General features: G+C 33.8%; 18 protein-coding genes. 4 read left to right on the plus strand and 14 right to left on the minus strand.

Translation table 11 applies throughout. From position 1 onward, the window contains the following. Positions 1-17: 17 nt before the first annotated feature. From OH814_RS11840 to OH814_RS11870, 7 genes are all read right to left on the minus strand, one after another. Complete coding sequence (locus tag OH814_RS11840; protein ID WP_076562567.1) at positions 18-1,052, minus strand: TerC/Alx family metal homeostasis membrane protein; 1,035 nt, start codon at positions 1,050-1,052, stop codon at positions 18-20. A 105-nt stretch (positions 1,053-1,157) separates the two neighbouring features. Then, a complete protein-coding gene (locus tag OH814_RS11845) occupies positions 1,158-1,769 on the minus strand; it encodes a TerD family protein (protein ID WP_076562602.1) in 612 nt (203 codons plus the stop codon). A gap of 79 nt (positions 1,770-1,848) precedes the next feature. Continuing rightward, positions 1,849-2,772, minus strand: coding sequence for a hypothetical protein (locus OH814_RS11850; RefSeq protein WP_308828291.1), 924 nt, complete (start codon positions 2,770-2,772; stop codon positions 1,849-1,851). A 39-nt stretch (positions 2,773-2,811) separates the two neighbouring features. Then, positions 2,812-3,978: a toxic anion resistance protein gene (locus OH814_RS11855; protein WP_083677099.1), complete on the minus strand. Its 1,167-nt coding sequence runs from the start codon at positions 3,976-3,978 to the stop codon at positions 2,812-2,814. An 8-nt stretch (positions 3,979-3,986) separates the two neighbouring features. Further along, the gene (locus OH814_RS11860; protein WP_076562571.1) at positions 3,987-4,541 is read right to left on the minus strand and encodes a TerD family protein; all 555 of its coding nucleotides are present in this window, start codon (positions 4,539-4,541) and stop codon (positions 3,987-3,989) included. Beyond that, positions 4,531-5,355, minus strand: coding sequence for a phosphoribosyltransferase family protein (locus tag OH814_RS11865; RefSeq protein WP_201135267.1), 825 nt, complete (start codon positions 5,353-5,355; stop codon positions 4,531-4,533). The genes OH814_RS11860 and OH814_RS11865 overlap by 11 nt, the downstream gene beginning before the upstream one ends. A 1-nt stretch (position 5,356) precedes the next feature. Next, entirely contained in the window at positions 5,357-6,031 is a 675-nt protein-coding gene (locus tag OH814_RS11870; protein ID WP_308828292.1) for an HAD family hydrolase, read from the minus strand. Between the two features lie 583 nt (positions 6,032-6,614). Between OH814_RS11870 and fusA the strand changes: the two genes are divergently transcribed. After that, on the plus strand, positions 6,615-8,681 hold the full coding sequence (gene fusA / locus OH814_RS11875; RefSeq protein WP_308828293.1) for an elongation factor G: 2,067 nt from the start codon (positions 6,615-6,617) through the stop codon (positions 8,679-8,681). Positions 8,682-8,902: 221 nt separating this feature from the next. Here the strand turns inward: fusA and OH814_RS11880 are convergent, their stop codons facing one another. Beyond that, the gene (locus tag OH814_RS11880; protein WP_308828294.1) at positions 8,903-10,438 is read right to left on the minus strand and encodes a SulP family inorganic anion transporter; all 1,536 of its coding nucleotides are present in this window, start codon (positions 10,436-10,438) and stop codon (positions 8,903-8,905) included. A gap of 680 nt (positions 10,439-11,118) precedes the next feature. Between OH814_RS11880 and OH814_RS11885 the strand changes: the two genes are divergently transcribed. Next, on the plus strand, positions 11,119-11,538 hold the full coding sequence (locus OH814_RS11885) for a transposase (RefSeq protein WP_123885972.1): 420 nt from the start codon (positions 11,119-11,121) through the stop codon (positions 11,536-11,538). A gap of 24 nt (positions 11,539-11,562) precedes the next feature. Further along, complete coding sequence (locus OH814_RS11890; RefSeq protein WP_076562581.1) at positions 11,563-11,904, plus strand: hypothetical protein; 342 nt, start codon at positions 11,563-11,565, stop codon at positions 11,902-11,904. A gap of 37 nt (positions 11,905-11,941) precedes the next feature. Here OH814_RS11890 and OH814_RS11895 read toward each other — a convergent pair whose 3' ends face one another. The 3 genes from OH814_RS11895 to OH814_RS11905 form a co-directional block, all read right to left on the minus strand. Then, positions 11,942-16,753 carry a DNA repair ATPase gene (locus OH814_RS11895; RefSeq protein WP_308828295.1) on the minus strand — a complete coding sequence of 1,604 codons (4,812 nt, stop codon included), beginning with the start codon at positions 16,751-16,753 and terminating at the stop codon, positions 11,942-11,944. 214 nt (positions 16,754-16,967) lie between these two features. After that, on the minus strand, positions 16,968-18,977 hold the full coding sequence (locus OH814_RS11900; RefSeq protein WP_308828296.1) for an SPFH domain-containing protein: 2,010 nt from the start codon (positions 18,975-18,977) through the stop codon (positions 16,968-16,970). 225 nt (positions 18,978-19,202) lie between these two features. After that, positions 19,203-19,850, minus strand: coding sequence for a hypothetical protein (locus OH814_RS11905; RefSeq protein ID WP_308828297.1), 648 nt, complete (start codon positions 19,848-19,850; stop codon positions 19,203-19,205). Between the two features lie 202 nt (positions 19,851-20,052). Here OH814_RS11905 and OH814_RS11910 point away from each other — a divergent pair, with 202 nt between their 5' ends. After that, positions 20,053-20,664, plus strand: a complete 612-nt coding sequence (locus tag OH814_RS11910) for a helix-turn-helix transcriptional regulator (RefSeq protein ID WP_308828298.1) — start codon at positions 20,053-20,055, stop codon at positions 20,662-20,664. 19 nt (positions 20,665-20,683) lie between these two features. Here the strand turns inward: OH814_RS11910 and OH814_RS11915 are convergent, their stop codons facing one another. The 3 genes from OH814_RS11915 to OH814_RS11925 all read right to left on the minus strand — a co-directional run bounded on the left by OH814_RS11915 (position 20,684) and on the right by OH814_RS11925 (position 23,699). Then, positions 20,684-20,875: a hypothetical protein gene (locus tag OH814_RS11915; RefSeq protein ID WP_066680366.1), complete on the minus strand. Its 192-nt coding sequence runs from the start codon at positions 20,873-20,875 to the stop codon at positions 20,684-20,686. A gap of 403 nt (positions 20,876-21,278) precedes the next feature. Beyond that, on the minus strand, positions 21,279-22,115 hold the full coding sequence (locus tag OH814_RS11920; RefSeq protein ID WP_308828299.1) for a hypothetical protein: 837 nt from the start codon (positions 22,113-22,115) through the stop codon (positions 21,279-21,281). 927 nt (positions 22,116-23,042) lie between these two features. Beyond that, a complete protein-coding gene (locus OH814_RS11925) occupies positions 23,043-23,699 on the minus strand; it encodes a hypothetical protein (protein ID WP_308828300.1) in 657 nt (218 codons plus the stop codon). Positions 23,700-23,800: the final 101 nt, after the last annotated feature.

Raw genomic sequence — 23,800 nt, forward strand, 5'->3', positions numbered from 1 at the left:
TTTAAATTTTATTTTAGTTATTCTTTTACTTCATCATCTTTCTTATCGGGAAACATGATAGAAATAAGTACCGAAAGCACCAAAACTCCACCTACAATTCCTAACGAAACCGGAGATGAAATATGATACCAAGGTGCAATCAACATCTTAACACCGATAAATGCTAAAATAATTGCCAAGCCATAAGGTAGTTTGCTGAACATGTAAATGAAGTTTGCCAGCAAGAAATACAGAGATCTTAATCCTAAAATTGCAAAAATATTTGATGTATAAAGGATGAAAGGATCTTTTGAGATCGCAAAAATAGCCGGGATAGAATCTACTGCAAAAAGTACATCTGTAAATTCAATTACTGCGACAACCACTAAAAGCGGTGTTGCCATTTTGATTCCGTTTTGAACGGTAAAAAACTTGTCTCCATCATAGTTATCTGAAACCTTCCAGAAACTCTTGATTAATTTCGCACCTGCTGTATCGCTGTAATCTTCATCGTCATCATCTCCGCCGTCACCCCAAGATTTAATCCCTGCATAGATAAGGAATAGCCCAAAAAGTGTCATTACAACATTGATTTTTACTGGATGACCAAAGACATTCATCTCTGGTAAATACGTTAAATCGATCAATTCAACTCCGGCAAAAATAAAGATCGCTCTGAAAATAAGCGCCCCGATAATTCCCCAGAACAGAACTTTGTGATGTAAGAATTTCGGTACTTTAAAAAATCCGAAAACCAATATAAATACGAAGAGATTATCTACCGACAGTGCTTTCTCAATCCAATACGCTGCCTGATATTGAGTGAATTTTTCTACCGCTAAAGCGTGACTTGCAGGAGTGCCATCTGTATTGAAAACCCAATAGACCACTCCGGAAAAAATCATAGACAGCGAGATCCAAACTACTGACCATATGGTAGCCTCTTTTGAAGAAACTTCATGACTTTTTTTGTTGAATACCCCCAAATCGAGAAGTAACATGATAACAACCGTTATCGCAAATCCCCAGACCAAACCGGGATGCAGCTCTAAAATACTTTGATGTTGATCCACTTTAATTATGTTTATTATATGATAAAAGCAATAGCCGTAAATATACAGTTATTGCTAATAATTGTGTGTCTAAAATAATACAATTTCAGACATTATTTTATGATTTTACAAATATTTTTGCTGAACGGTCTGTACCGTCTGCTCTAGTTTTTTATCTGAAGTAGCATCTCCGATAGCGTTGAATTTCCATTCACCATTTCTCTTATAGAAAACTCCCATCACCATTGATACATGTCCGCTGAAAGATTTATCATTGGCAATATCATATTTAGCAAAAACTTCTCTTACGTTGGTAGGTGTGCCTTCGTAAATTCTGATTGATGCAAAAGGAATCGTTCCAAAATCTTGTCCTCTGTAGCTGTGCAAAACCATTGCTACGTGCTCAACTGCAGGATCTAAATTAGCAAAATCTACTGTGATTACTTCGTTATCTAAACCGTCGTCACCATTCACGTCACCGGTTAAATCATCACCGCTGTGCTTTACAGAACCGTTTTTAGATTTTAGGTTTCCGAAATAAATGACTTCGGTTGCATTTTTGGTTGAATCATATAAAATACAGCTTCCATCTAAGTCTACTGCTTCTTTTGAAGTTCCACCGAAGAAACCTTTCTTCTCGATAGCGCCCCAGTTGATTCCCACACAAGCCTGGGAAAGTGTAGTTCCGTTTTCTTTGGTAAGGTTTATTCTCTGACCTTTTTGTAAGTTAATAGCCATTATTTCTTTTTGTTTAGTTATTTTTTGAAAATTATAAAAAGTGAAGAATTGAAAAATTCACAATTGACTTTTCACTTTTTTAATTATTTAAATTTAAATTAAGCATTGCCCGAAGAATATTCGTTTCTTCGTTCACATCAAATATCTTGCTCATAATATCAAGGCTCTCAATATTTCTGAGATAATCTTTTAAAACCAATTCTACCTCCGGCGAAAGCTCTTTTTTCTTAAATTCCATCGTTTCGTTGAGGTCTTCGTTTTTTCTTTTCAGCTGATTGATAATTGTAATCTGATTAGATTCGTTTTCATCGGTATTTAATGCCGCTAAATCTTCATCATCAATCAAATACATTTTTTTTTCTTCTACATTAAAAATGAAATGCTCATCAGACTGAAAAATCTTAAACAGCTCATATTCATCTCGTTCAATACGATAACCGCAGACAAAACGCACTTTAAAATTCTGTATATTGAGTTTCCCCAACAATTTTCTTTCGATACAGTAATCCTGATACTGGTAAAACGGAACAGATCGAGGTTTCAGTTTTTCATGTTCCACTTCTGTTCTGTAAAATTCTGCGGCATATTTTTTATGGAAATACAGCACATCATTCCAGTTTAGGGTTGCTCTGTTTTCTGTAAGATCTTTATACAGATTTCTCAGATGTTCAGAAAAAAGTCCGCTATAGATCTTCCTGTCGGTTTCAAAACTGTCGGTCTTTTTCTCTTCAAAAGCAGCAATATATCGGTTGTTGATATTAATTTCGTTAATAACAGCCAGCTGATCGTTTTCCTTTTTCTTTTTTATTTTGGTCAACAATTCGATAAGACTGTCGGTATATTGCAGGTGAAAAAGCTCTAATTTATTGAAATCTAACGTCTGATTTTCGTTGAATAAATTATGAATGATATCTGTTTTGATATAAATCGCAATGATATCAATATTTTCAAAGAAATTAGCGAGAAGTTTAAGCCTTGTTAATCTTCTTTTGCTTTGAGACATTATGATTGCAACCTCTTCATTCACCGCTTTACCGTCTTATTACCCTCTGATATTTGCTTTTAATTCGCTTTCCAACGTCTGAAGATCCTGATCCAGTTTTCTTCTGCTTTCGGTACCTTGTTTCTGAATCTGTTTCACTTCATTCAAGGTATTAATCAACATTGCAGTAGTTTCTTTCAACGTTTCAGCAGAAACAATCGTCTGTTCGTTTGCTCTTGCTACATTTCTTGAATTCTGACCCAAACGTTCTGCATTTTTCTTTAGAATATCTTCAGTTGTTTGCGAAACTTTCTGCTGAATCTCAATATTCTGCTGTTGTCTGTGCATTGCAACTGCTAAAGAAAGCTGGTTCTTCCAAACCGGTAAAGTTGTCGTAAGAATCGTCTGTGCTTTTTCAGCAATCGAAACGTTGTTATTCTGCACCAATCTGATTTGAGGAAGTGATTGCATCATGATTAAACGAACCACTTTCAGATCAGCCAATCTTCTGTCTAGTCTGTTGATAAAATCTCTTTTATCAGCAATCTGATAGTCTGCGAAATTCTGCACATTCGCTTCCATATTTGCTAATTCCAAAGCCGCTTTTTCCATTCTTAAATTTCCGGCAATCACCAGATCTTCAATAGCTTTAATGGAATTCACATTGCTGTCGAAAATAGTCTGTAAAACCGCATTATCTTTAGTTGAAGTGATAATTCCTGCGTTTACTTTATGTGAAATCTGGTCGATATTATTCGTGATCTTATCATATTTAGCGAAAAGATTATCAACCTGCGTCAACATCTTTTTCATAAAAGGAATTTTGCTTAAAAAACCTTTTACTCCGCCGTTATTGATTTCGTCTACGTCTACATAGTTCAGCTCGACCAATAAATTATTGATCAGTTCTCCTACTTCACCAGAATTTGATCTTCTTACGTTGCTTAAGAAACTATCACTTTGGTTGGCAAGTGTTTTCTGTAATTCGGAACCGAAGTTGACGATAGATCCCGGATTGGTTTCGTCAATTGCGTTAGCAACCATTTCGTATTTTGCACGATCCTGCTGCTGAATCTGATTTAAATTCACGTTTCCATCTCTATCCATCAAAACTGCAGGAGCTGCAGGATCAGGTTGAAGAGATTGACTCATAGATGGTGTCGGATCAAAACTTTTCAGTGGTTCAATTGATCCCAGTGGATCGTTTTGGTTATTCTGATTATCCATAATACTAATTATTGATACATTGATACAAATTTATCCAGACCGTCTCTTTGCCCGCTTCCTACCGCTTCGAATTTCCATTCACCATTTCTGTTGTAGATTCTTCCAAATTCTACAGCAGTTTCAATAGAGAAATCTTCATCTAATTCATACTTTAAAATCTCTTCATTGGTTTCTGTATTGAAAATTCTGATAAAAGAATTTCTTACCTGTCCGAAGTTTTGTCTTCTTGCATCTGCATCGTGAATAGTTACCACAACAGTGATTTCTTGTACGGCAGCATCAATTTTCGTTAAATCGATCTTGATTTGCTCATCATCACCATCACCGTCACCTGTAAGATTATCACCAGAGTGAATTACAGCTTTATCAGGAGATTCAAGGTTGTTATAAAAGATAAAATGGTTATCAGAAACCAATTTTTTGCTGTCATTCAACAGGAATAAAGAAGCATCCAGGTCAAAAGCTCCACCTGTTGAAGTATTATTTACGTCCCATCCTAAACCTATGGTAAATTTTGGTGCATTTATATTTTCTCTTTGTCCTTTCTGTAAGTTAATTGCCATAATATATTTCTGTTTGTGTTAAAGTATTTATGTTATTTTCGTATTCTTTTATTAAATGATAATTATTGCTGATGGCCAGCTCAATTAAATCATCTGTATGCTGTTTTTTTACATTTGAGGTAAGATACTCAAAATTTTCGGAATTTAGCCCTAAAATATATTTTACAATTCTCGTATTAAACTGAAAACTTTCTTTAGCCATCACCTTTACAACGTCCTGAACATCTTTCACCGTATAATAATTAAAGAAGTTTTCAATGGTAGGATCGATGTCAAAATTCGTCAGTTCAGCGTAATACATAAACAGGAAATCTGCGTTTACTGCATACTGATCGAGAATTTTATTTACCGTATATTCATGACTTCCCGTGATTTTGATATCATCGATAAAAATACACAGTTTTTCTCTCAAAAAATCTTTATCTAAATAGTAAGTATCGTTTGCAATCAGGTTTTTACGGTCTTCAAAACTGAGATTTCCGTAATCCGTTGTATAGGTATGATTTCTATTGATTTTTGAAATGATACTCGACTTTTTTCCTTTCTGAAAAAGATAAAAGTCAAGATGTTTTTTAAAATAAAAACAAAGGAAATTGGAAGCGGTAGGAATCGCCATGTACGGACTCGGCAATACTACAATTTCTTTATCAGTATCTAAAATCTCCTGATGCTGGCCGATAAACCCTTCAAAAAGTTCTTTTGCAAATTTTTCTGCAAAAAATTTATCTCCATATTTGAAATAGCTATATTCGGCAGGCGAAAAAGTAAACTCTTCCGCAGAATCTATTTTATGTAAACTGTAACGCTTGTTCATATTATATTTGGTGTTTGAGTAGGTGTGCACTGAATCCGAAATCTTTTGCGCCTTTATAATCAGCAATCGGATTATCGCCAATATGCAAAATCTGATCCATTTGAAGTTCCTGATTTCTGATCTGATTTTTCACTTCCTGAAAAACCAAAGGATTGGGTTTAGAGCATTTAATCTCGTCAGAATAAATATGGAAATCAATGTATTGATCGAGATTTTCATTAATCAAAAACTTACGCATAGTTTTACCTTTGATAAAACCTGTATTGCTCAGAATATTGATTGTTTTTCCCTGGTTTTTAATTTCATCAAAAAAATTATGTAATTCTTTAAAAATCACGACAGGTTTATATTCTAAAAACAAATCTTCACTTTTTTGATAAAACTCTTTGAAATTATCCTGATTCAGTTGTTTTATATCAACATTTAATGAATTTAAAATCAATAAATAAATCTCAAACGTATCCACATTTCCACCGATTACCTCATTAATAGCATTACAGAGATCATCATAATATTTTACTGCTTTTGCAACTTCTTCAATAGGTTTGTCCACGTTAAAAAAAGAGGAAAAAAGCTCCACTCTTTTTGTTTTAAATTCAGGGTGAGATTTTATTAAAGTAAGCCACAGATCAAACGAAAAATGATCGTGTCTGTGAATGTCAATATCTGTTTTCAAAATATTATAAGTTAATTATGTTAGCCTTTATTGAAAAAGATTTTTAAATATTTTTACATCTTTTAATCATCATGATGTGTTTTAATAATCAATTCCTCTCAAAGATAAAATTTTTCATTCAATCTTGATTTTTTTTAAGATTTTTTAAGATTTTAATTAAAGACGAAACAACAGCGATTTTACTTTTACTAAAAAATATTGCCAAAATTTTTGTCATTTAAATATTTTTTATAATTTCGTAACCGATTAAGAATCAACAATGTCAACAAAAATGATAAATATTATAACTTTAAGCAATCCTATCAGAGCTGTGTACTTTGGTAGCACTAAATATTTTATCTGAATAACGATCGACCTTTACGAAACAATATATTGAAGGCCTATCTGTTCAGATAGGTCTTTTTTGCTACCCTACTTTTCAGCTTTTATATTCGAAAAACTTCTGTTGTTCGGTGATAAATTTTGGAAATTTTCTTTTAAGTGCAAGTTTTATTAGAGTTAAATCTTTGCGCGTAAAAATAAAAAAAAACATCACTAAACACCATTTCAGAAGTTTAAAAATCAATTATTTAAATTAAAAAAAATGAAATACAACACACGAAATTTAGGAATAATAGCACACGTCGACGCCGGAAAAACCACACTCACGGAAAGATTACTTTATTACACAGGAATGATCCATAAAATCGGAAACGTAGACGATGGGAATACCACAATGGATAAAGATATTCAGGAGAAAAGTCGAGGAATTACCATTTCATCTGCAGCAATTTCCACACAATGGAAAAAAGATTATAATGTTTTCAATATCAATATTATTGACACTCCTGGACACATTGATTTTGCAGTGGAAGTTGAACGTTCTTTACGAGTTTTAGACAGCGTTGTTGCCGTTCTTTGTGCTTCTTCGGGAGTTCAGCCACAAACGGAAAACGTTTGGTTCCAAGCCGAAAAACATGGAATTTCAAAAATCTGTTTCATCAATAAAATGGACAGAATAGGAGCTGATTTCTTTGTTGTTTTAAATGAAATCAGAACAAAACTAAATGCAGTTCCTTTAGCTTTGCAAGTTCCGATTGGTTCTGAAGATAATTTTGAAGGAGTCATTGATTTGATTAAACAAAAAGCGTTGTATTGGATCGATGAAAGTGGCGAAACGATTATTGAAAAGGAAATTCCTGAAAATCACAAAACGGAAGCTGACGAATTCAGAATAAAACTAATGGAAACATTAGCCGAATTTGATGAAATTTTCTTTGTAAAATTTATGGATTCCGAAACTCAAATTTCTGAAGAAGTGATTATTGAAGCGATACAAAGAACTTGCCAGTCAAGAAGTTTAGTTCCTGTTTTATGTGGCTCTGCTTTCAAAAACAAAGGCGTTCAACCATTGCTTGATGCAATTGTAAGTTATCTTCCTGCTCCAAATCAATTGTCTCCTATTAAAGGGAAAGATGCAAAAACAGAAGAAACAATCGAACTTAAAAGAACCGAAGAAGAAACTTTCTCCGGATTGGTTTTCAAGGTTGTAATTGATAAACATATGGGAAAACTGGCGATGCTGAGAATTTATTCTGGAAAAATCAATTCTGGAGACACTGTTTTAAATGTGAGAACAGGTGAAAGTTTCAGAATTTCGAGAATTTTACAGATGCAGTCGGACAAAACGTTAACCATTGAAGAAGGAAAATCGGGAGACATTGTTGCTTTAACAGGAATAAAAGATGCGAAAACAGGAGATTCTTTATCATCTGTCGAAAGACCAGTTTTGCTTGAATCAATCACGATTCCTGCTTCGGTTATCCGGGTTTCAATTGAGCCTAAAACGAATGCTGATGAAAAATCTTTCGGTTTGGTTTTAGCAAAAATTCAGGAAGAAGATCCTTCGTTGTTTGTTGAAAGAAACAAACAAACTGGAGAAACTTTATTGAGTGGTTTAGGCGAATTGCATCTTGAAGTTACTTTAGAAAAAATCCGATTAAATCACGGAATTGAAATTAATCAGGGAAAACCTAAGGTTTCTTATCGAGAAATTTTAACCGAGACCAGAAGACACAGAGAGAAACTTTCAAAACAAAACGGTGGAAGCGGACAATTTGCTGACATTACTTTTCAAATCGGACCTCGTGAAGACAACGAAATCGGTTTGGAATTTATTAATCAAATTAAAGGCGGAGTAATTCCGAATGAGTTTATCCCTTCGATTGAAAAAGGTTTCAGAGAAGCCATGGAAAACGGAGCTTTGAGCGGAAATCCTTTGGAAAGTATGAAAATCACACTTTTGGATGGATCCACTCACAGTAATGATTCTCATGCTTTAGATTTTGAAATTGCTGCAAGAGACGGTTTCAGAGAAGTTGCAAAACAATGTAAACCGAAATTATTGGAACCGATCATGCAGGTTGAAATTCAAAGCATTGAAGAATATACCGGAGTTGTGACGGCAGATATCAACAAACGAAGAGGAATAATCACTTCAATTGATGAAAAATCAGGAAGAAAAATCTTCGCAGCGGAAATTCCTTTAGCTTCAACTTTCGGATATATTTCGGATCTGAGAACATTGACAAGCGGTAGAGCTTCGATCAGCATGAAATTGTCGCACTATGCTTTGGTGCCAGATTTCATTGCAAATACATTAATAACCTAAACACGAGGGCTGCGAACTTTATTTTGCAGTCCTTGTTTGGGTTATAGAGTCACTGGTGATTTATGATTTTGTTCTCTAGCTGATTTTGCAGATTAAGCAGATTTTTCAGTAGTTTAATGTACCATCATTATGTTGATCGTATTTTATACGATCCTTTTTTAAATCATCCCTTCGGGACTACAGGCTCTCAAACACTAAAAACCTCTCACTCTACCTCCTCCTTACTTATCAGGCATTACTTTGTAAGTAGGATCATCCTGAATATTAACTTCGATTACTGCTTCTGCATTTTTCAACATTTTTCGGCAGTCTTCGCTAAGATGTTTTAAGTACAGTTTTTTATTGAGCTGGCTGTACTTTTTTGAAAGCTTATCTAAAGCATCAATAGCGCTCATATCGACAATTCTGCTTTCTTTAAAGTCTATAATAACTTCAGCGGGATCGTTTGCCGGATCAAATTTATCTGTAAAAGCTGTTACAGAACCGAAAAACAAGGGTCCGAAAATTTCGTAATGTTTTACACCTTTTTCATCAATATGCTTTCTTGCACGAATTCTTTTGGCATTATCCCATGCAAAAACCAACGCTGCAATAATTACACCTACCAAAACCGCTAATGCTAAATTATGAAGAACAATGGTGATTAAAGCAACCGTTATTCCGACAAAAATATCAGATTTAGGCATCTTGTTGACAATTCGTATTGAAACCCACTGAAAAGTACTGATTGCCACCATCATCATGACTCCAACCAAAGCTGCCATTGGAATTTTTTCGATAAACGGTGCACCGACGAGAATGATAATTAAAATAGTGATTGCTGCAATAATTCCTGAAAGTCTGGCTCTGGAACCTGCATTTAGATTAACTAAAGTCTGCGCAACCATTGCACAACCTCCCATTCCTCCAAAAAAGCCGTTGGTAATATTGGCCAAACCCTGAGCAACAGATTCTTTATTGGCGCTTCCTTTTGAATTGGTGATTTCATCAACCATTGATAAAGTCAGCAAAGATTCGATCAAACCGACACCCGCCATAATTAAAGCGTAAGGAAAAATGATTTGCAAAGTTTCCAAAGAAAAAGGAAGTTTAGGAATATGAAAACTTGGTAAACTGCCACTTATATTCGCAATATCGGCGACTGTTTTAGTATTAATCCCGAAGCCTAAAACGATTCCAAAAACAACTAATATCGCAACTAAAGAAGCGGGAACCACTTTTGTGATTTTTGGAAAGAAATAAACAATAGCAATCGTTAAAGCCGTTAATCCCAACATAATATATAAGGATGAACCATGCAGCCAGCTTACAACTCCGCTTGCATCAACAATTTTGAATTGCTCGACCTGAGCCATAAAAATGATAACCGCCAACCCATTCAAAAAACCATACATTACAGGTTGCGGAATTAATCTTACAAATTTACCTAATTTGAAAACACCTACTAAAAGCTGTAAAATTCCTGCTAAAATTACAGTTGCAAATAAATATTCTATTCCGTGTGACTTAATCAGAGCTATCAAAACAACAATTGTGGCTCCTGCTCCACCGGAAACCATCCCGGGACGGCCACCTAAAACCGCAGTAACCAAGCCCATCATGAACGCTGCATAAAGCCCTGTTAACGGAGAAAGCCCTGCCAGAATTGCAAATGAAAGCGATTCCGGAATCATGGTCATTGCAACAGTAAACCCTGCCAGCAATTCATTTTTATAATTTATTTTTTTTGAAAAGTCAAATAAGGCGAGAGACTGCATAAACAATTTTATAATATTATTAAAGATTATATAAATTCCTTATCAAACCAGATAAGAAGTAAACTTCACGAAATATCCGCAAAACAGAATTTATTTTTCTTTTGGCAAAAATAAGACTTCTCATCAATTATCAGATTAACAGTGAAAAATATTCATCAGCGCCCTAAACTGTATCGCATTGAAAATGTATAAGAAAGAAGCAATATGAATTTTAATTTTCTCTTTTAAAAGTATTTTTTAACAATCTATTTTCAACATAAATTAATTATTATTAACATTTATCTAAACAAACAATAGTGATTTCTCGGTATTTTTTTTTAATTTTGAGGGATAAACAAGAAAATTTTTAATTAAAAGTTGATCATATTATTTTAAAACACTCATAGAAACATCTGTATAGAACTAATAAATTTTAAGCTTTATGAATTTTTTATAAAAATAGTCTCCTGAAATTTTAAATGATCTGTATATCTTGTTTACAACCCAATCACAAAACACAAATTACTGAAAATCAATTTTTTACAATAAATCAACGGTTGATATTGTAAAGTAATGAAGTAGCCACTTTTTTGAGCAATTCAAAAGTATGTAGGAATTTTCATATTTTTTTACACAGCGCTCATATTCATTCCTTTACTACCCAAAATGCGATTAATTTAAAAAAAAGCCATTATTAGTAAATGTTATATAAAAACATACATATAGGAAAGTATATCAAGGAGATGGTAGATCATAAAAATATTCCTATAGAAAGAATCTGCAATTTTCTTGCGAAAGATGAAGAATTTGTAGAGAAAGTATATGAAAGCAAATCTGTAGAAACTGATATTCTTTTGAGATGGAGCAAGCTTTTGGAATATGATTTTTTCAGACTATACAGTTCACATTTGATATTATACGCACCTCCTGCAGCAGTAAATAAAACCGATGCACCAAAGAGCGAAAAAACGCCACAGTTTAGGAAAAATATTTACACTCAGGAAATAAAAAATTTCATCCTAGACAAAATTGAATCCGGAGAAATGACGCAGGCCGATGTCATCAAAGAATATTCTATTCCGAAGAGCACATTGCATCGCTGGATTCAAAAGAAAAGATAAACACCACGAAACACACAATATTTTATGAGACCAAATTACAACAGGATCTACCAAGATCTCTTACAGCAGCAGCACCCGGAAAAGCTGAAATGCCCTAAAATAAGGGAACAGCTGTGCAAACTAGACTCTACAGAAGATATTTTAAAGCTGAACGAGAAGCTTTTTAAGCAAAACAAAGAGACTTCAAAAACGAATCAGCAGCTTAAAACGTACGACAAGAAGACCATGATGAAACTTCTGAACTATCAAAAAAAACATGGTTTTTCTACAAGTTTTATGTCGACAAAGTACAACATTAGCAGAACGACTTTTGCAAAATGGAGAAAATTGTTAGAAGAAGAATTACAAAGTGATTCAGGCAAATAGCAAAAAAAACACTACTTTGAGTAGTGTTTTTTTGTTTTTAGTTTTTATTTAAAACATCTTTTATACCATCAAGACCTTCGCTGAACTGCGCCAATAATGCAATCACCTGGGTCATTCGGTCATTTTCACCCAAGCCTTTGAGCGTCTTATTTTTCACAAATGTTTTCTTGATCTCCTGCCAACGCAAAGTTTCATCTTCCGAAAGAATATTCATCAGCTCTTTCAATTTAAGCATATTAGATTCTGCTCCTGTTGTCAACGTTTGAGATTCATTTTGGTAATGATTTAAAACAATCTGCGTTACTTCTTCCTCTTTTAAAATCGGCTGAATCTGCGTGATGAGTTTATTCATATTTCGGTAAGAACCTTGTAGTTTGAAAGACGGTTCGTTACGATAATCATCAGACATCGCTGCAGAAACAATGTATTGCTTATTAACTTTCAAAACGATATTTCTTACTTTCAAGATATTTTCCAGCACCTTTCTAAAATCTGAAATTTCATTCGAACTAAAGTTTCCTGACAAATCTACAGTTGGCGAATTAGATTTAATACTTTCATACAGATGATATAGATTTTCCATTCCAAACTGGGTCAGTCGGGTAAGATAATCATTTGACATTAAAGAATTTTCAATCAAACTCAAATCAAATAATTCAGTTTTACTGCCAGAAATTTCACCTAAATTATAAGTATCGGAACGGTTTGCCAACATATCAGGAATTTTGAATTTCTCACCGCTTTCAGTGTAAGGATTTCCGGCCATCACAAGACAAAAACGTTTTGATCTTAAATCATACGTTTTGCTTTCACCATTATAAATTCCTTCAATTTTTCGCTGTCCGTCTGCCAAAGAAATAAATTTTTGCAAAAACTCCGGATTACAATGTTGAATATCGTCGAGATATAACATCACATTATCACCCATTTCCAAAGCTAAATTCAGCTTTTCAAGTTCCTGTTTTGCTCCTGCATTTTTAGCTTCGCTCGGATCTGTGGAAACAATATCGTGACCGATTGACGGACCATTAATCTTCATGAAAACCAATCCCATTCGATCTGCCATATATTCCATCAATGTGGTTTTTCCGTAGCCTGGAGGTGAAACGAGAAGCAACATTCCCATTCTGTCGGTACGTTTATCATTCCCAACCGTTCCTAATTGTTTAGCCAAATTGGCTCCAATCAACGGAAAGTAAACATCATTAATCAATCTGTTTCGTACAAATGAACTTAAAACCTGAGATTTGAAAGTATCAATTTTCAGACTTTTCTTTTTATCATTCACCCATTTTGCTTTCAATTCCTGAAGCTGTTTGTATTTTGGAACAACCACTTCATTGAAATTAGACAAACGAGCTGTAAATTCATAATAATTTAAACTATAGTCAAGATCTTTTTCTATAGATTTCAAACCTTTAAGAACCGTTTCATAAGCGATATGAAGGATATTTTTAGCATCGAAATGCTGCGTTACAAAAAACACAGCCGTTTCTTTTTTAATATCATCTTCAAAATTTAATTCTGAATTAAATAAAAAGGCATTCAAAGCGCTTTCAGCAATAGAAAAACAAGCAGCAGGATATTTTTTCAACGCATCAAGCTGATCGATAAATTCGAGGTCTTTCCCTTTTTCTTTGAGATCTTTTAAAAATGAATTATATAACAAACCCGCTTTTTCTGAAACCAAAAACGCTGATTTGTTTTCTTTTCTTAAATAAAGTGCAGCATTCAGACAATTTACCTCAGCAAAAATATGATTAGCCAGAGCAAATGATTTTATCTCACTCGATAATTCATCATTAAGATACTGAAAGCCTTTATCCGTCGTAAATGATTTTGAAACCAATGCCGCAGCATCAAACTGTTTCTGATAATACTCTTTTTTTTCTTCACCCAGAAAATACCAGAATAATTGCGCTAAAGCTCTTTCTGTCGGGGTAAACTGCATCAACCCCAACTCATTATGCAGTTGCTGGAGTTTTGAAACGATCGTCAAGGCATCTTCATCGTGAATTCCTTTTACCAAACCTTCTCCAAAATGCTCAGTCATAAACTGCTGAATCATATTTCTGTTCTGCTCTTCTGTATTGATATTTTTATTCAGTGAAAAAACGTTCCATGCTAGATATTCGAAACGTTTTACCTTAGAATTTTCAGAAATATATTCCTGATTCCAAACTTCTTTGTAATCTGAAATGGTTTCAAAATTCAACGGTTCATAAAATCCGGTTCCTGTTAAATGATAATAATACTGCGCATTTCTCAACACCAAAGTAAGATCTAATTTCTGACGGTTTACAGCAAATTTGTAATCACCTAAAGCAATCACATTGTCACCGTCGGCATAGATTTCTTTTTTATCCTTAAGCTTTCTGACCGCTTCCTGTTGAGAAGTTTTCAATAAAGTCTGAATTTCTTCTGCCTTGGCTGAATCTTCAAACTCCATCAACTGTCGGGAAATATCTCTCACTTTCTCCACCATTAAATCGGTAGCAAAATATCCGTTGATTTCGTTTTCAGAATCAAAAGACTCGCCTTTCGTCTGAACTGATTTTAAAATTCTCTGCGCAGAATCATATAAACTCTGAGTACGCTTGTTTCGGAATTCTGTTAACTGAACTCTTTTATTTTGAAAATGCCCGTAAACTTCTTCCCTTTTTTCACCAATCTTCTCGATAAATTCATCAAAATCAACAAATTTTGTTTCCATTTCCTCCAGCTGGATGGAAAGTTTGGTTAAATATTCATCACATTTTTCGGGAGTTTGAGACAATTCAAGAAAATTGATCACCGACTGATCAAACAACGTCATTTGTGCCTGAAAATCCGCAGACAATTCCTTACCGGAAATTTCTCTTTTCCTTTTTGAAAGCTCTAATCTTTCCTGATTTAATCTTGCAAAAATCACCGAAATATTTTCAATAATCTGCGTAGATTGTGAAGTGTCTTCAATTTTTAAATTATTGACAATATCCACCAAAAGCTCAAGCTGTCCAGATAAATTATTGATTTCTTCCTCAATGGTTTTAGCATCGATTGCTTTCTGTAAGTTGATGATGTTTTCAGAAATTTGCTGCGCTCTGTTTTGATAAGGCAACAAAGAATCTTCCTGAAGCAGGAAATTCACACATGCATTTGAAAGTTCTTCTGAACGCTCTGAAAGTGATTTTTCTAAAGAATCAAGAATAGCAACATCCACATATTTCAAATCTCGTGCTCCGGTAATTTCACCACGTAAAGCTCTGATTTGCGAAAGCATATCAATATATTCCGTCAGTTGAGAATAGTTGATTCTTTTGGTATCATCTAAAATTTTCTCACAGGCCAATTTGATCTTCTCAACCGCTTCGGAAGTATTTTTCTTTTGCTCGACAACTTTTTCATATTCATTGATGGCAGAATGAGCAATATTCCTGATTTCTTTTAAAGGCTGATCGAGATTTTCAACCTCATCATCACCAAGGAAATAATAGGCATCCAAAATAGTAGTGGAAAGCTTGACAATATCGTCATACAAACCGCTGTAAGAATCTTTTTTATTTAAAAGTGTAATCAGCTCCTGGCTTTCCGCCATTACTCTTACAATATCTTTGTTCCCGATTTTATAGAGAAGTGTATCTGATTTTTCGGTATTCGGTAATAATTCTTTCGAATATGGAGTCTGCCAAATCTGAGCTAAATGATGTTTGGTGGTCTCAAGAGTTTCTCTTAGATAAATTAATCTTCCATCATTTAAAATAGAAAAACCGCTGCAACGAATAGGTGTCTCGATAGTTTGCGTAATGATATTGTACGAAATCAGCTGATAATTGTTGGTTTTATCATCATAAAAAACATACATGAAATTTTCACCATTCGGCTCCGGAATCGTTTTCAGATAATGAAGTCTATTCTGATCCTGAGAAATCACCTTTAGACCACCCGTCTGCAACGCATAACCGTTTGAGAAAAGCACCCCCTGATTTTCAGGAAGCAAAACTGTCGAAAATTTCAAAGTATCAACTCTTGAAACTATTTTTTCTTTATGATTATAAATAAAATAACGTTCAGATTCCTGATAAGGTTTAATTTTAAATAAAACCAAATTATCAAGATCACAAAAATGAATTTCAGCATCGTCGAGGTTCTGATCTTTATGAACAACATCTTCAGAATAAATTCCTTTCCCACTATCGGTATTGTCTTCAATTTTTATCGTGATATCACCGCCAATCGACTCTACAAAAACTTTATCAGCCAAAGAAACATGCGGAAACTTCCCTCCTCGCTGCATATCTCTCGTTGCTTTCGTCCATGCAAAACCATGTTGTGGCGGATAATTGACTTCTGAAGCACTTCGAGAATCAATATAAATTAGCTTGTCTTCTTTAATCAGCCATTTGAAAGCTTTGATGTCGGAAGTACTTTCAGACAACTGAAAAACCATATACAGATAGTTTTCGGTAAAATGAAAGCGCGCAAAAAAAGTATTTCTGTAATATTTATAGAGGTTTTTGAACTCGTCGATAAAAATTTCATCTCCAATTAATGAAGAATCCTTAGGTTCAAAACTGTTGTTATTTATTTTATATATAGAAAAAACATCGGTTATGTTGATTTCCGTCTGTAAACCTAAATGCGCATTCGAACCAAAGATCAAAATGTCATTCAGCGAAAAAATATCTTTGGCGACACAGTTGTGTTCCGTAGAAATTCTTTCATTGGCAATAAGTGAAAAATCTACACCGCCGAAAATGTCTTTACGGTTTTCGTTTAGCTTCTGAAGCCTTTGGATGAGGTCATTTTTTTGCTCATTCAAACGGTTCTGAATAATTTCGTATGTCCCTGAATTTAATTGTTCTGACATATTTTAGATATTAGATGTTAGATGCTAGATTTTAGACTAGCATCGTAATGTTAAAATGCTTTTAGAAACATTTATTTTTTAGAAAAAAACTCTCAAAGCATCATTGAAAATCACACAATGAGAGTTTTTAATTAATTTTATAGATAGGATTTTATCCTATCCTTTGTTAAATCGTCCCTTTGGGACTTTTTGTTCAATTTCAAATCATTTTCATTTATCTGATCGGTTTTTGCTCGATACCTAAATTTTTCGCCATATCCATTGCTCTGGACAGGAGTCCTTTTTCCTGCTGATTGGCGACACCGTTCAGTTTGAAGATAAGGCTTGCAATACTCATATTTTTGATATCTTCTGAGGAAATATTATATTTTTCAACCATTCCCATTACTTTGCCGATGATGTTTTCACCGTCACCCAGTAAATTTTCCTTTACCAAAGTCGCATTTTCACTGTGGCTGATGAATTTATCTAAACCTTTTCCTGCAGAAACCTGACGAATCACATTATCAAAGAAAGTATTATCTCCACCGACGATGTCAATTTTCGCAGACTTGAACGCTTCCGCAAGAACGCCAGCCTGAGCTTGAGCAATATCTTTCTGAATTGAGATTTGCGCCAATTCCACTTCTTTTTCTTTCGCCAAAGTCAATCTAAACTCTTCGTGATCTTTTCCTGCATCGTTCAGTTTTTTCATTGCTTCTGCTTTTTCGGTAATTCCGGCTGCTTCTGCAAATGCTTTTTCTTTAATAACTTCAGCCTGAGCGATACCTTCTTTTCTTTCAGCTTCTGCTTTTTTCTCGATAACAATCGATTCTACAATTCCCTGTCTTTCGGCTGCATCAGCTTTTGCATGTAACACCTGAGCTTCAGATAAACCAACCGTTGCTTCTTCCTTCGCTTTTGCATCGGCAATAATTTTACGCGCTTCTGCTTCTTTTTCCGCAGCATCTCTTTTCGCCTGAGCTTCGATGACGTACTTCTGAGCATCTTTTTCAGCAGATAATTTTCTGGATTCTGCGGCTCTCGTTTCTTGGATTAATTTCTTTTCAGCTTCCTGAGTCGCCAAAGTAATTTCCACTTGTTTTGTTCTGTCTGCTGTTTTGAAAGCTTCCAGATCTTTAATTCCCTGCTGCTCTTCAACTACGGTTTTCTCCATTGTCAAACGCTCACGAATCGCATCCTGAATATTTTTCTTCTCCAATTCGATTGCTTTTTCCTTTTCGATCTGAGCCAAAGAAACAATTCTTTCTCTTTCTGTCGCCTCAAGCATTTTATCTTTTTGCACTCTTTCGGTTTCTACCAGATCTGCACGTTCTTTATTTTTAGCTGCAATAACGACTTGTCTTTGTTTGTTTTCCTCGGCGATTTGAAGTTTTTCTTCTGTTGCGATGCGAACAGTTTCATATTTCAGACGTTCTTCTTCATCAACTTTAAGAATTTCGGCATTTTCACGGGCTTTGATATTTGCAACTTCTCTTTTCTGAGACTCTTCTTTTTCAGCCAGTTGTTTTTCAAGCTCTAAGATTGCTTCACGCGCTTCAACATTTTGCTTGGTAATCGTCTTTTCCTCATCTCTGCGAACCTGATTGGCTTTTATATTTTGATTAGCCGTCAATTCAGTGATTTTTTTAATCCCTTCAGAATCTAAAATATTGTCTTTATCTAAATTCTCGATTTTTGTCTGCTCTAAATAATCAATCGCACAGTCATCTAAAACATAACCATTCAAATCTGTTCCGATAATATCTAAAATTTCCTGACGGAATTCACTTCTTGCTTCATACAATTCAATAAATTCAAACTTTTTACCAACCGTTTTTAAAGCTTCAGAAAATTTGGCTTCAAATAATTCTCTCAACGTGTTGATATCAGAAGCTCTCTGACAACCAATCGTCTGCCCCACATTCACAATATCATCTGCCGATTTATTGACTCTGATAAAGAAAGCCACCTGAATATCGGCTCTCATATTATCTTTACAGATCAACCCAGCTTTTCCTTCTCTGGCGATTTCCAGTTTTTTAACCGAAATATCCATAGATTCCATTCGGTGAATGACCGGAATTACGATTCCCGCATTGAAGAAAACCTTCGTTCCTCCATAACCGGTTCTTAAAATAACGATTCCCTGAACGGTTTTTTTATACATTGATAAAATCCAGAAAATCAATCCGAGCGATGCTACCACAACGACAACAATCCCAACAATCAAAGGTGTATTCATATTTTTATAGTTTATTATTTTAATGTGTTTTTAATTTATTTAAATCATCAAAATCATTTCCCCAACCCTAAATGGAGTAATTTTGAAGAGGTTCTTAAGAAATTCTGCCTCCTTTTGGGACGGATAACAAAATTTCATCATGAGTCAATACTTTTAATTTTTAAAGAAAACAGTCTAGAATTTTAATAAAAAGTATCATAAAAAAAGCGATCATTATTTCATTGTTTAAAATCTTATTTCTTCTGCCACGTAATAAATTCTTTTCTCCCGATCTTCATCTACAATATACACAACCGTTCCGTGATTAATCACCTCTCCATCTTTACTTCTCACCATTAAAATCATGGGGTCATTTCCTATAAAAACTTCAAGCATTCCGGTTTTAACTCCATGAATTGTTGATTTCATTCTTCCTTGTCTGCCAAGAAAATCGTGAGAAACTTCACCTTTATGATTAATTTCTCTGAAGAAAGGATTCAAAGGTTTTAAAATTAATTTAGTCAACAACATGCTTACTAAAAATATAGGAATCACAAGTAAAGCAGAAACCCACAATCCTAAAGATAAAAATGCTTCGATATAAAATGAACCCAACCATGTTAACAAAAGTGACAATGTGAGAAAATAGGTAATCGGCACAATATCAAGATTCAGAAACTTCAAAAACTGAAGCCAGCCTGAGGCATCATCCGGAACATGAACATGACCATCCGGACTGTCTATATCTGCATCAAAATCAGCATCAATCCCGACATCAATATCCAAACCTGTGATAATGGTAAAAAGCCAATAAATCACAGACAAAATCAGCAGCACGCTCAAAACTGTATTAACCGGCGAAAAAGCTGTAGTTAAAAATTCATGATAGGTCATATGCGTTTTTTTTTAAAAATTAATCAATTCATAACAATTACCAATTTAAATAAAATATTTAAAGCATTATGATATAAAAACTTCACTTATTTACTTATTTTTGACTGATTGTACACAAATATAATAAAATTTAATCAAATTGCAAATATTATTAGCAAATTAATTAAATTTAATATTACATTTGCAAAAAACATTAGAACACATGAGTTTTTTCGGAGCTAATATTAAAACAATAAGACAGGCAAAAGGTTTAAGTCAACAAGCATTCGCAGATTTATTTGATTTAACCAGAGGCGTTATAGGCGCTTATGAAGAAGGAAGATCAGAACCTAAAATATCTACTCTGCTCACTGTTGTACATTACTTCAATCTTGATTTGGATAAATTTTTAACAGTTCCTTTAACTATTGATGATTTAAATAACCCGGAAAATTTAGAAAAATTCCAGTTATCTTTTAATTCTGATTTACCTTATCAAGAAAATAACATTGATAATAATATTAAATATAATTCACTGCAAAAAGCATTAGCAAATATTGATTTAATCTATGAATTCACAGGAAACACATTGCTTTTATCAAATTACAATCTAGGAGACTTCTTATTTTTAACAAAATCTAATATTTTAAAGCAAAACCCTGAAACGCTATTATATTTGGAAGAAGGAAATCTGAAATACCTTTCTTCGATTGCAAAAGAAAATTATTCTAAAAAAGAAGTGTATAAAATTTCCGGCTATCTTTCTTCTGAGCAAAAAAACATCCTCTCCAGTATTTTGGAAAGGATTGAAATTTTGGAAAAAAGAGGGAAATAAAATCTAACATTCTATTCTTCTATTTCTGACCTCGATGTCTGAGACTTCTGATTAAAAAGAAAACAGAAAATAAAAAAGTGCAGAGATAGACAATACTCAACGCCGTTTTGTCGACTGTCATAGTTCTAAAATCAATCTGCTTCCATAATGCACCCCCTACAATAATTGCGATGATGGCGAAGAAAAATGTTCCTCCTTTTTTATTTTCCATACTTGTTATTTTTTTTAGTTTTTTTGCCTCATAAACTTATGATTAAAAAAAACACAAAACATCATTTCTTTCAATAAAAAAATCCTCTCCGAATTTCGGAAAGGATAAAAGGTAAAAATCAAGAAAAGAATGCGGGGCACGTCAAGCCGGAGTCGAACCGGATAGCCTTGCCGGAGTTACCGGCTTCGCTATTCCTCCCCATGAGTGAGACGAAGTATCTTTTCTCTACGACACTTTTATTTTTTTAAACAAGGCAACAGTCAAAAGTGTATCGTGCTCTAACCAACTGAGCTACTCTCCCAATAGAAATTGTATTTTATTGGTGGAAGAGACGGGGCTCGAACCCGCGACCCCGTCGTGATATCGAAGTAACACTATTCTACGGCACTTGTTTTTTTTATTTTTAAATTTCTTCTTCAGCAATAAACGTTTTTGTGATAGGATGCCCTCTTGTTCCTTCTGGAAAATAATTTAGTCCAAAACCACTCCATCCGGAAGACCAATAAAGCATCATTTCTTTGAGGTAAGGAACATCTTTTGTTTTATTATACATTATATTTTCATCAAAAATCTCTTGCACTTCTGGCAATAATTCAGGATAAAACATTTGGTCTTCTTCATCAAAAATATCAATGTAAATATCAAGATGATTTCTAATTTCATTTAATAAACCCGTTCTAAAATCCCAACCTATTACTACAATATCAGAACCTCTAACAGAAAGAATTGGTTGCCACTCAAGATTTTCATCACTTACAACAAATACACTACCCGTCAACGGTAACAAACTTGGTACATTAGAAAACCATTTATCAAAAATTTCTTTTCTTTTTTCAGCAGATTTTGGTTTTATCCCCCATGATTTTAGCCAAACTTTATTCACAGAATCAATATCATCAAACATCCATTGATAAGGTTCTTTCATTGTTTTTAATATTTCTTCTTCATCTTCCAACCAATTGTAAAAGAAAGTACCTTCCTCAGAAATTATTTTGCCATCTTCTTCGTATTCGACAATTTCTTTTTTATCAATTGCATGTAGAATTTTCAGGAATTCACGATGTTCTGATGTAAATTTGATGGCATATTTTAATTCAATAGAATCAATCTGTTCCTCACTTAGCGGTTGCCATTTAGCACCGTAAAATCCTTTAAGACAATCATCTTCATTTGACCATAAAGTTTCTGTTCGTTCCCTTATCCAATATAAAAAATCTATAAAATTTACTGGTATTTCCACGTGATTTATTTTAATTAAAAAGAGGCAAATGGCAAGAAAACCACGAATAAGTTTTAACACTTATTTTCTGGATTTGAACCAATATCATAAGATTTACCGAAGTAGGTTTTCTTTACGGCACTCTTTATTTAAACTGAATTTAAAAGAGGTAACTCATTGAAAGACTTCCCAATTTTTTCCAAGATCGTTTGGACTCGAACCAAAATTACACCAAGAAGTAAGTCTTTTCAACGACACTCTTTATTGTTAAATCAAGGTAAAAAGTATAGAATCTTTCAGTGCTTTTGCTCTACCGGCTGAGCTACTCTTCCGTTTTTAAGGAAAAGGCAGGATTCGAACCCGCGACCCAAAGATTAATATCGAAGTATGATTCTAAAACGACACTTGATTTTTTTATATTTTTAAAACCGAGCAATTTTTAAAAAGAGTTTTAAATTCTATGTAAGGTCGAAGAAACTCTTTTTTACGGCATCGGATATTTTAAAGTAAGGTAAAAAATCAAACAGAGACTTACCGACAGAGCGGTACCAATTACGCCATCTCGGATTTCCGAGAACAGGATTCGAACCTGTATTGCTGTCCCCAAACGAAGAAATTCTGTTTTACGACACTTAATTATTTGTTATTTGTTATTTGTTATTTGTTATTTGTTATTGCAAAATTATTGCGTTAGTGCGCATTCTTTTTACGCAGTTGAAATTTATTTTGAATATTTATGTTTTGTTCGTTTTGCCTTGAAACAAAAGAACCAAAAATTCAAGACTTGGAAACTCCGGCTAAAAATAATCTATACTCTCTAAAAATTCTAAAACTTGCGCGAATTCAATATTTGTTTTTCGATTCGATATCTGTGTTGCGCTTCAAACAGTAGAATTTTCTTAACGTTCGTATAGCTTATTTTCTTAACGCCTACATTTCCTATGTCGATTATTTTACTCCTGTCATTAATTCCGAAATTTTTTCCGCATTATCAATTTTCATCTTTTTTAGAATTTCTGTAATTCTATGTTTAAATTTTATTTGGTGTTTTTTCATTTTATCTAATTCATTTTTCAATTCGGATTCATCAACTTCGAATATTACTTTTATATCTGTAAATTCTTTTACGTTTAAATCTGAATAATCTGAAAATTGAACTTTTCCGTTTTGCATTCTATAAAAAATCCACGGGTGACCTATCCATAAATCTGACCAATCGGAAGTGTTATTATCTAATATCCTTTGCCACTCATTTATATTTCCAATATCCCCGCAACAATTTGGCTCAATGAGTATTTTATCATTTTCGGTCAAAACAATGCCTCCATCAAAAATAGGAACTTCATCCTCAAACTTCTCTAAATCAATTTCCTGAAGATTTGTTTCTAAAATCATTTGTAAATTTTCTTCATCTATGGTTTCTATGTCGACTAAATAAGAATCTTTTTTTATAGTATGAAAACCAAGATCTAATTTAGAAATCACTTCTTCCCATTTTCTATACCAATCGTCTGCATCTGGATAATCAGAGGCTTCAGGCAGTTCATATTCTTCTTTTGAATATTTTAATGGGCTAACTTCTATTGTGTTAATGAGTTTTATCATAATTATCTTGCATTTACTAGCCCCGATTGCAACGGCATCCTTTTTCTGAAATGGCTTGAAAAAAGCGCTGGCGAAAAAGATATAGTGGAAAGCGGGATTAA

It is taken from the genome of Chryseobacterium sp. CFS15, from assembly GCF_031118795.1.
Classification (GTDB): domain Bacteria; phylum Bacteroidota; class Bacteroidia; order Flavobacteriales; family Weeksellaceae; genus Chryseobacterium; species Chryseobacterium indoltheticum.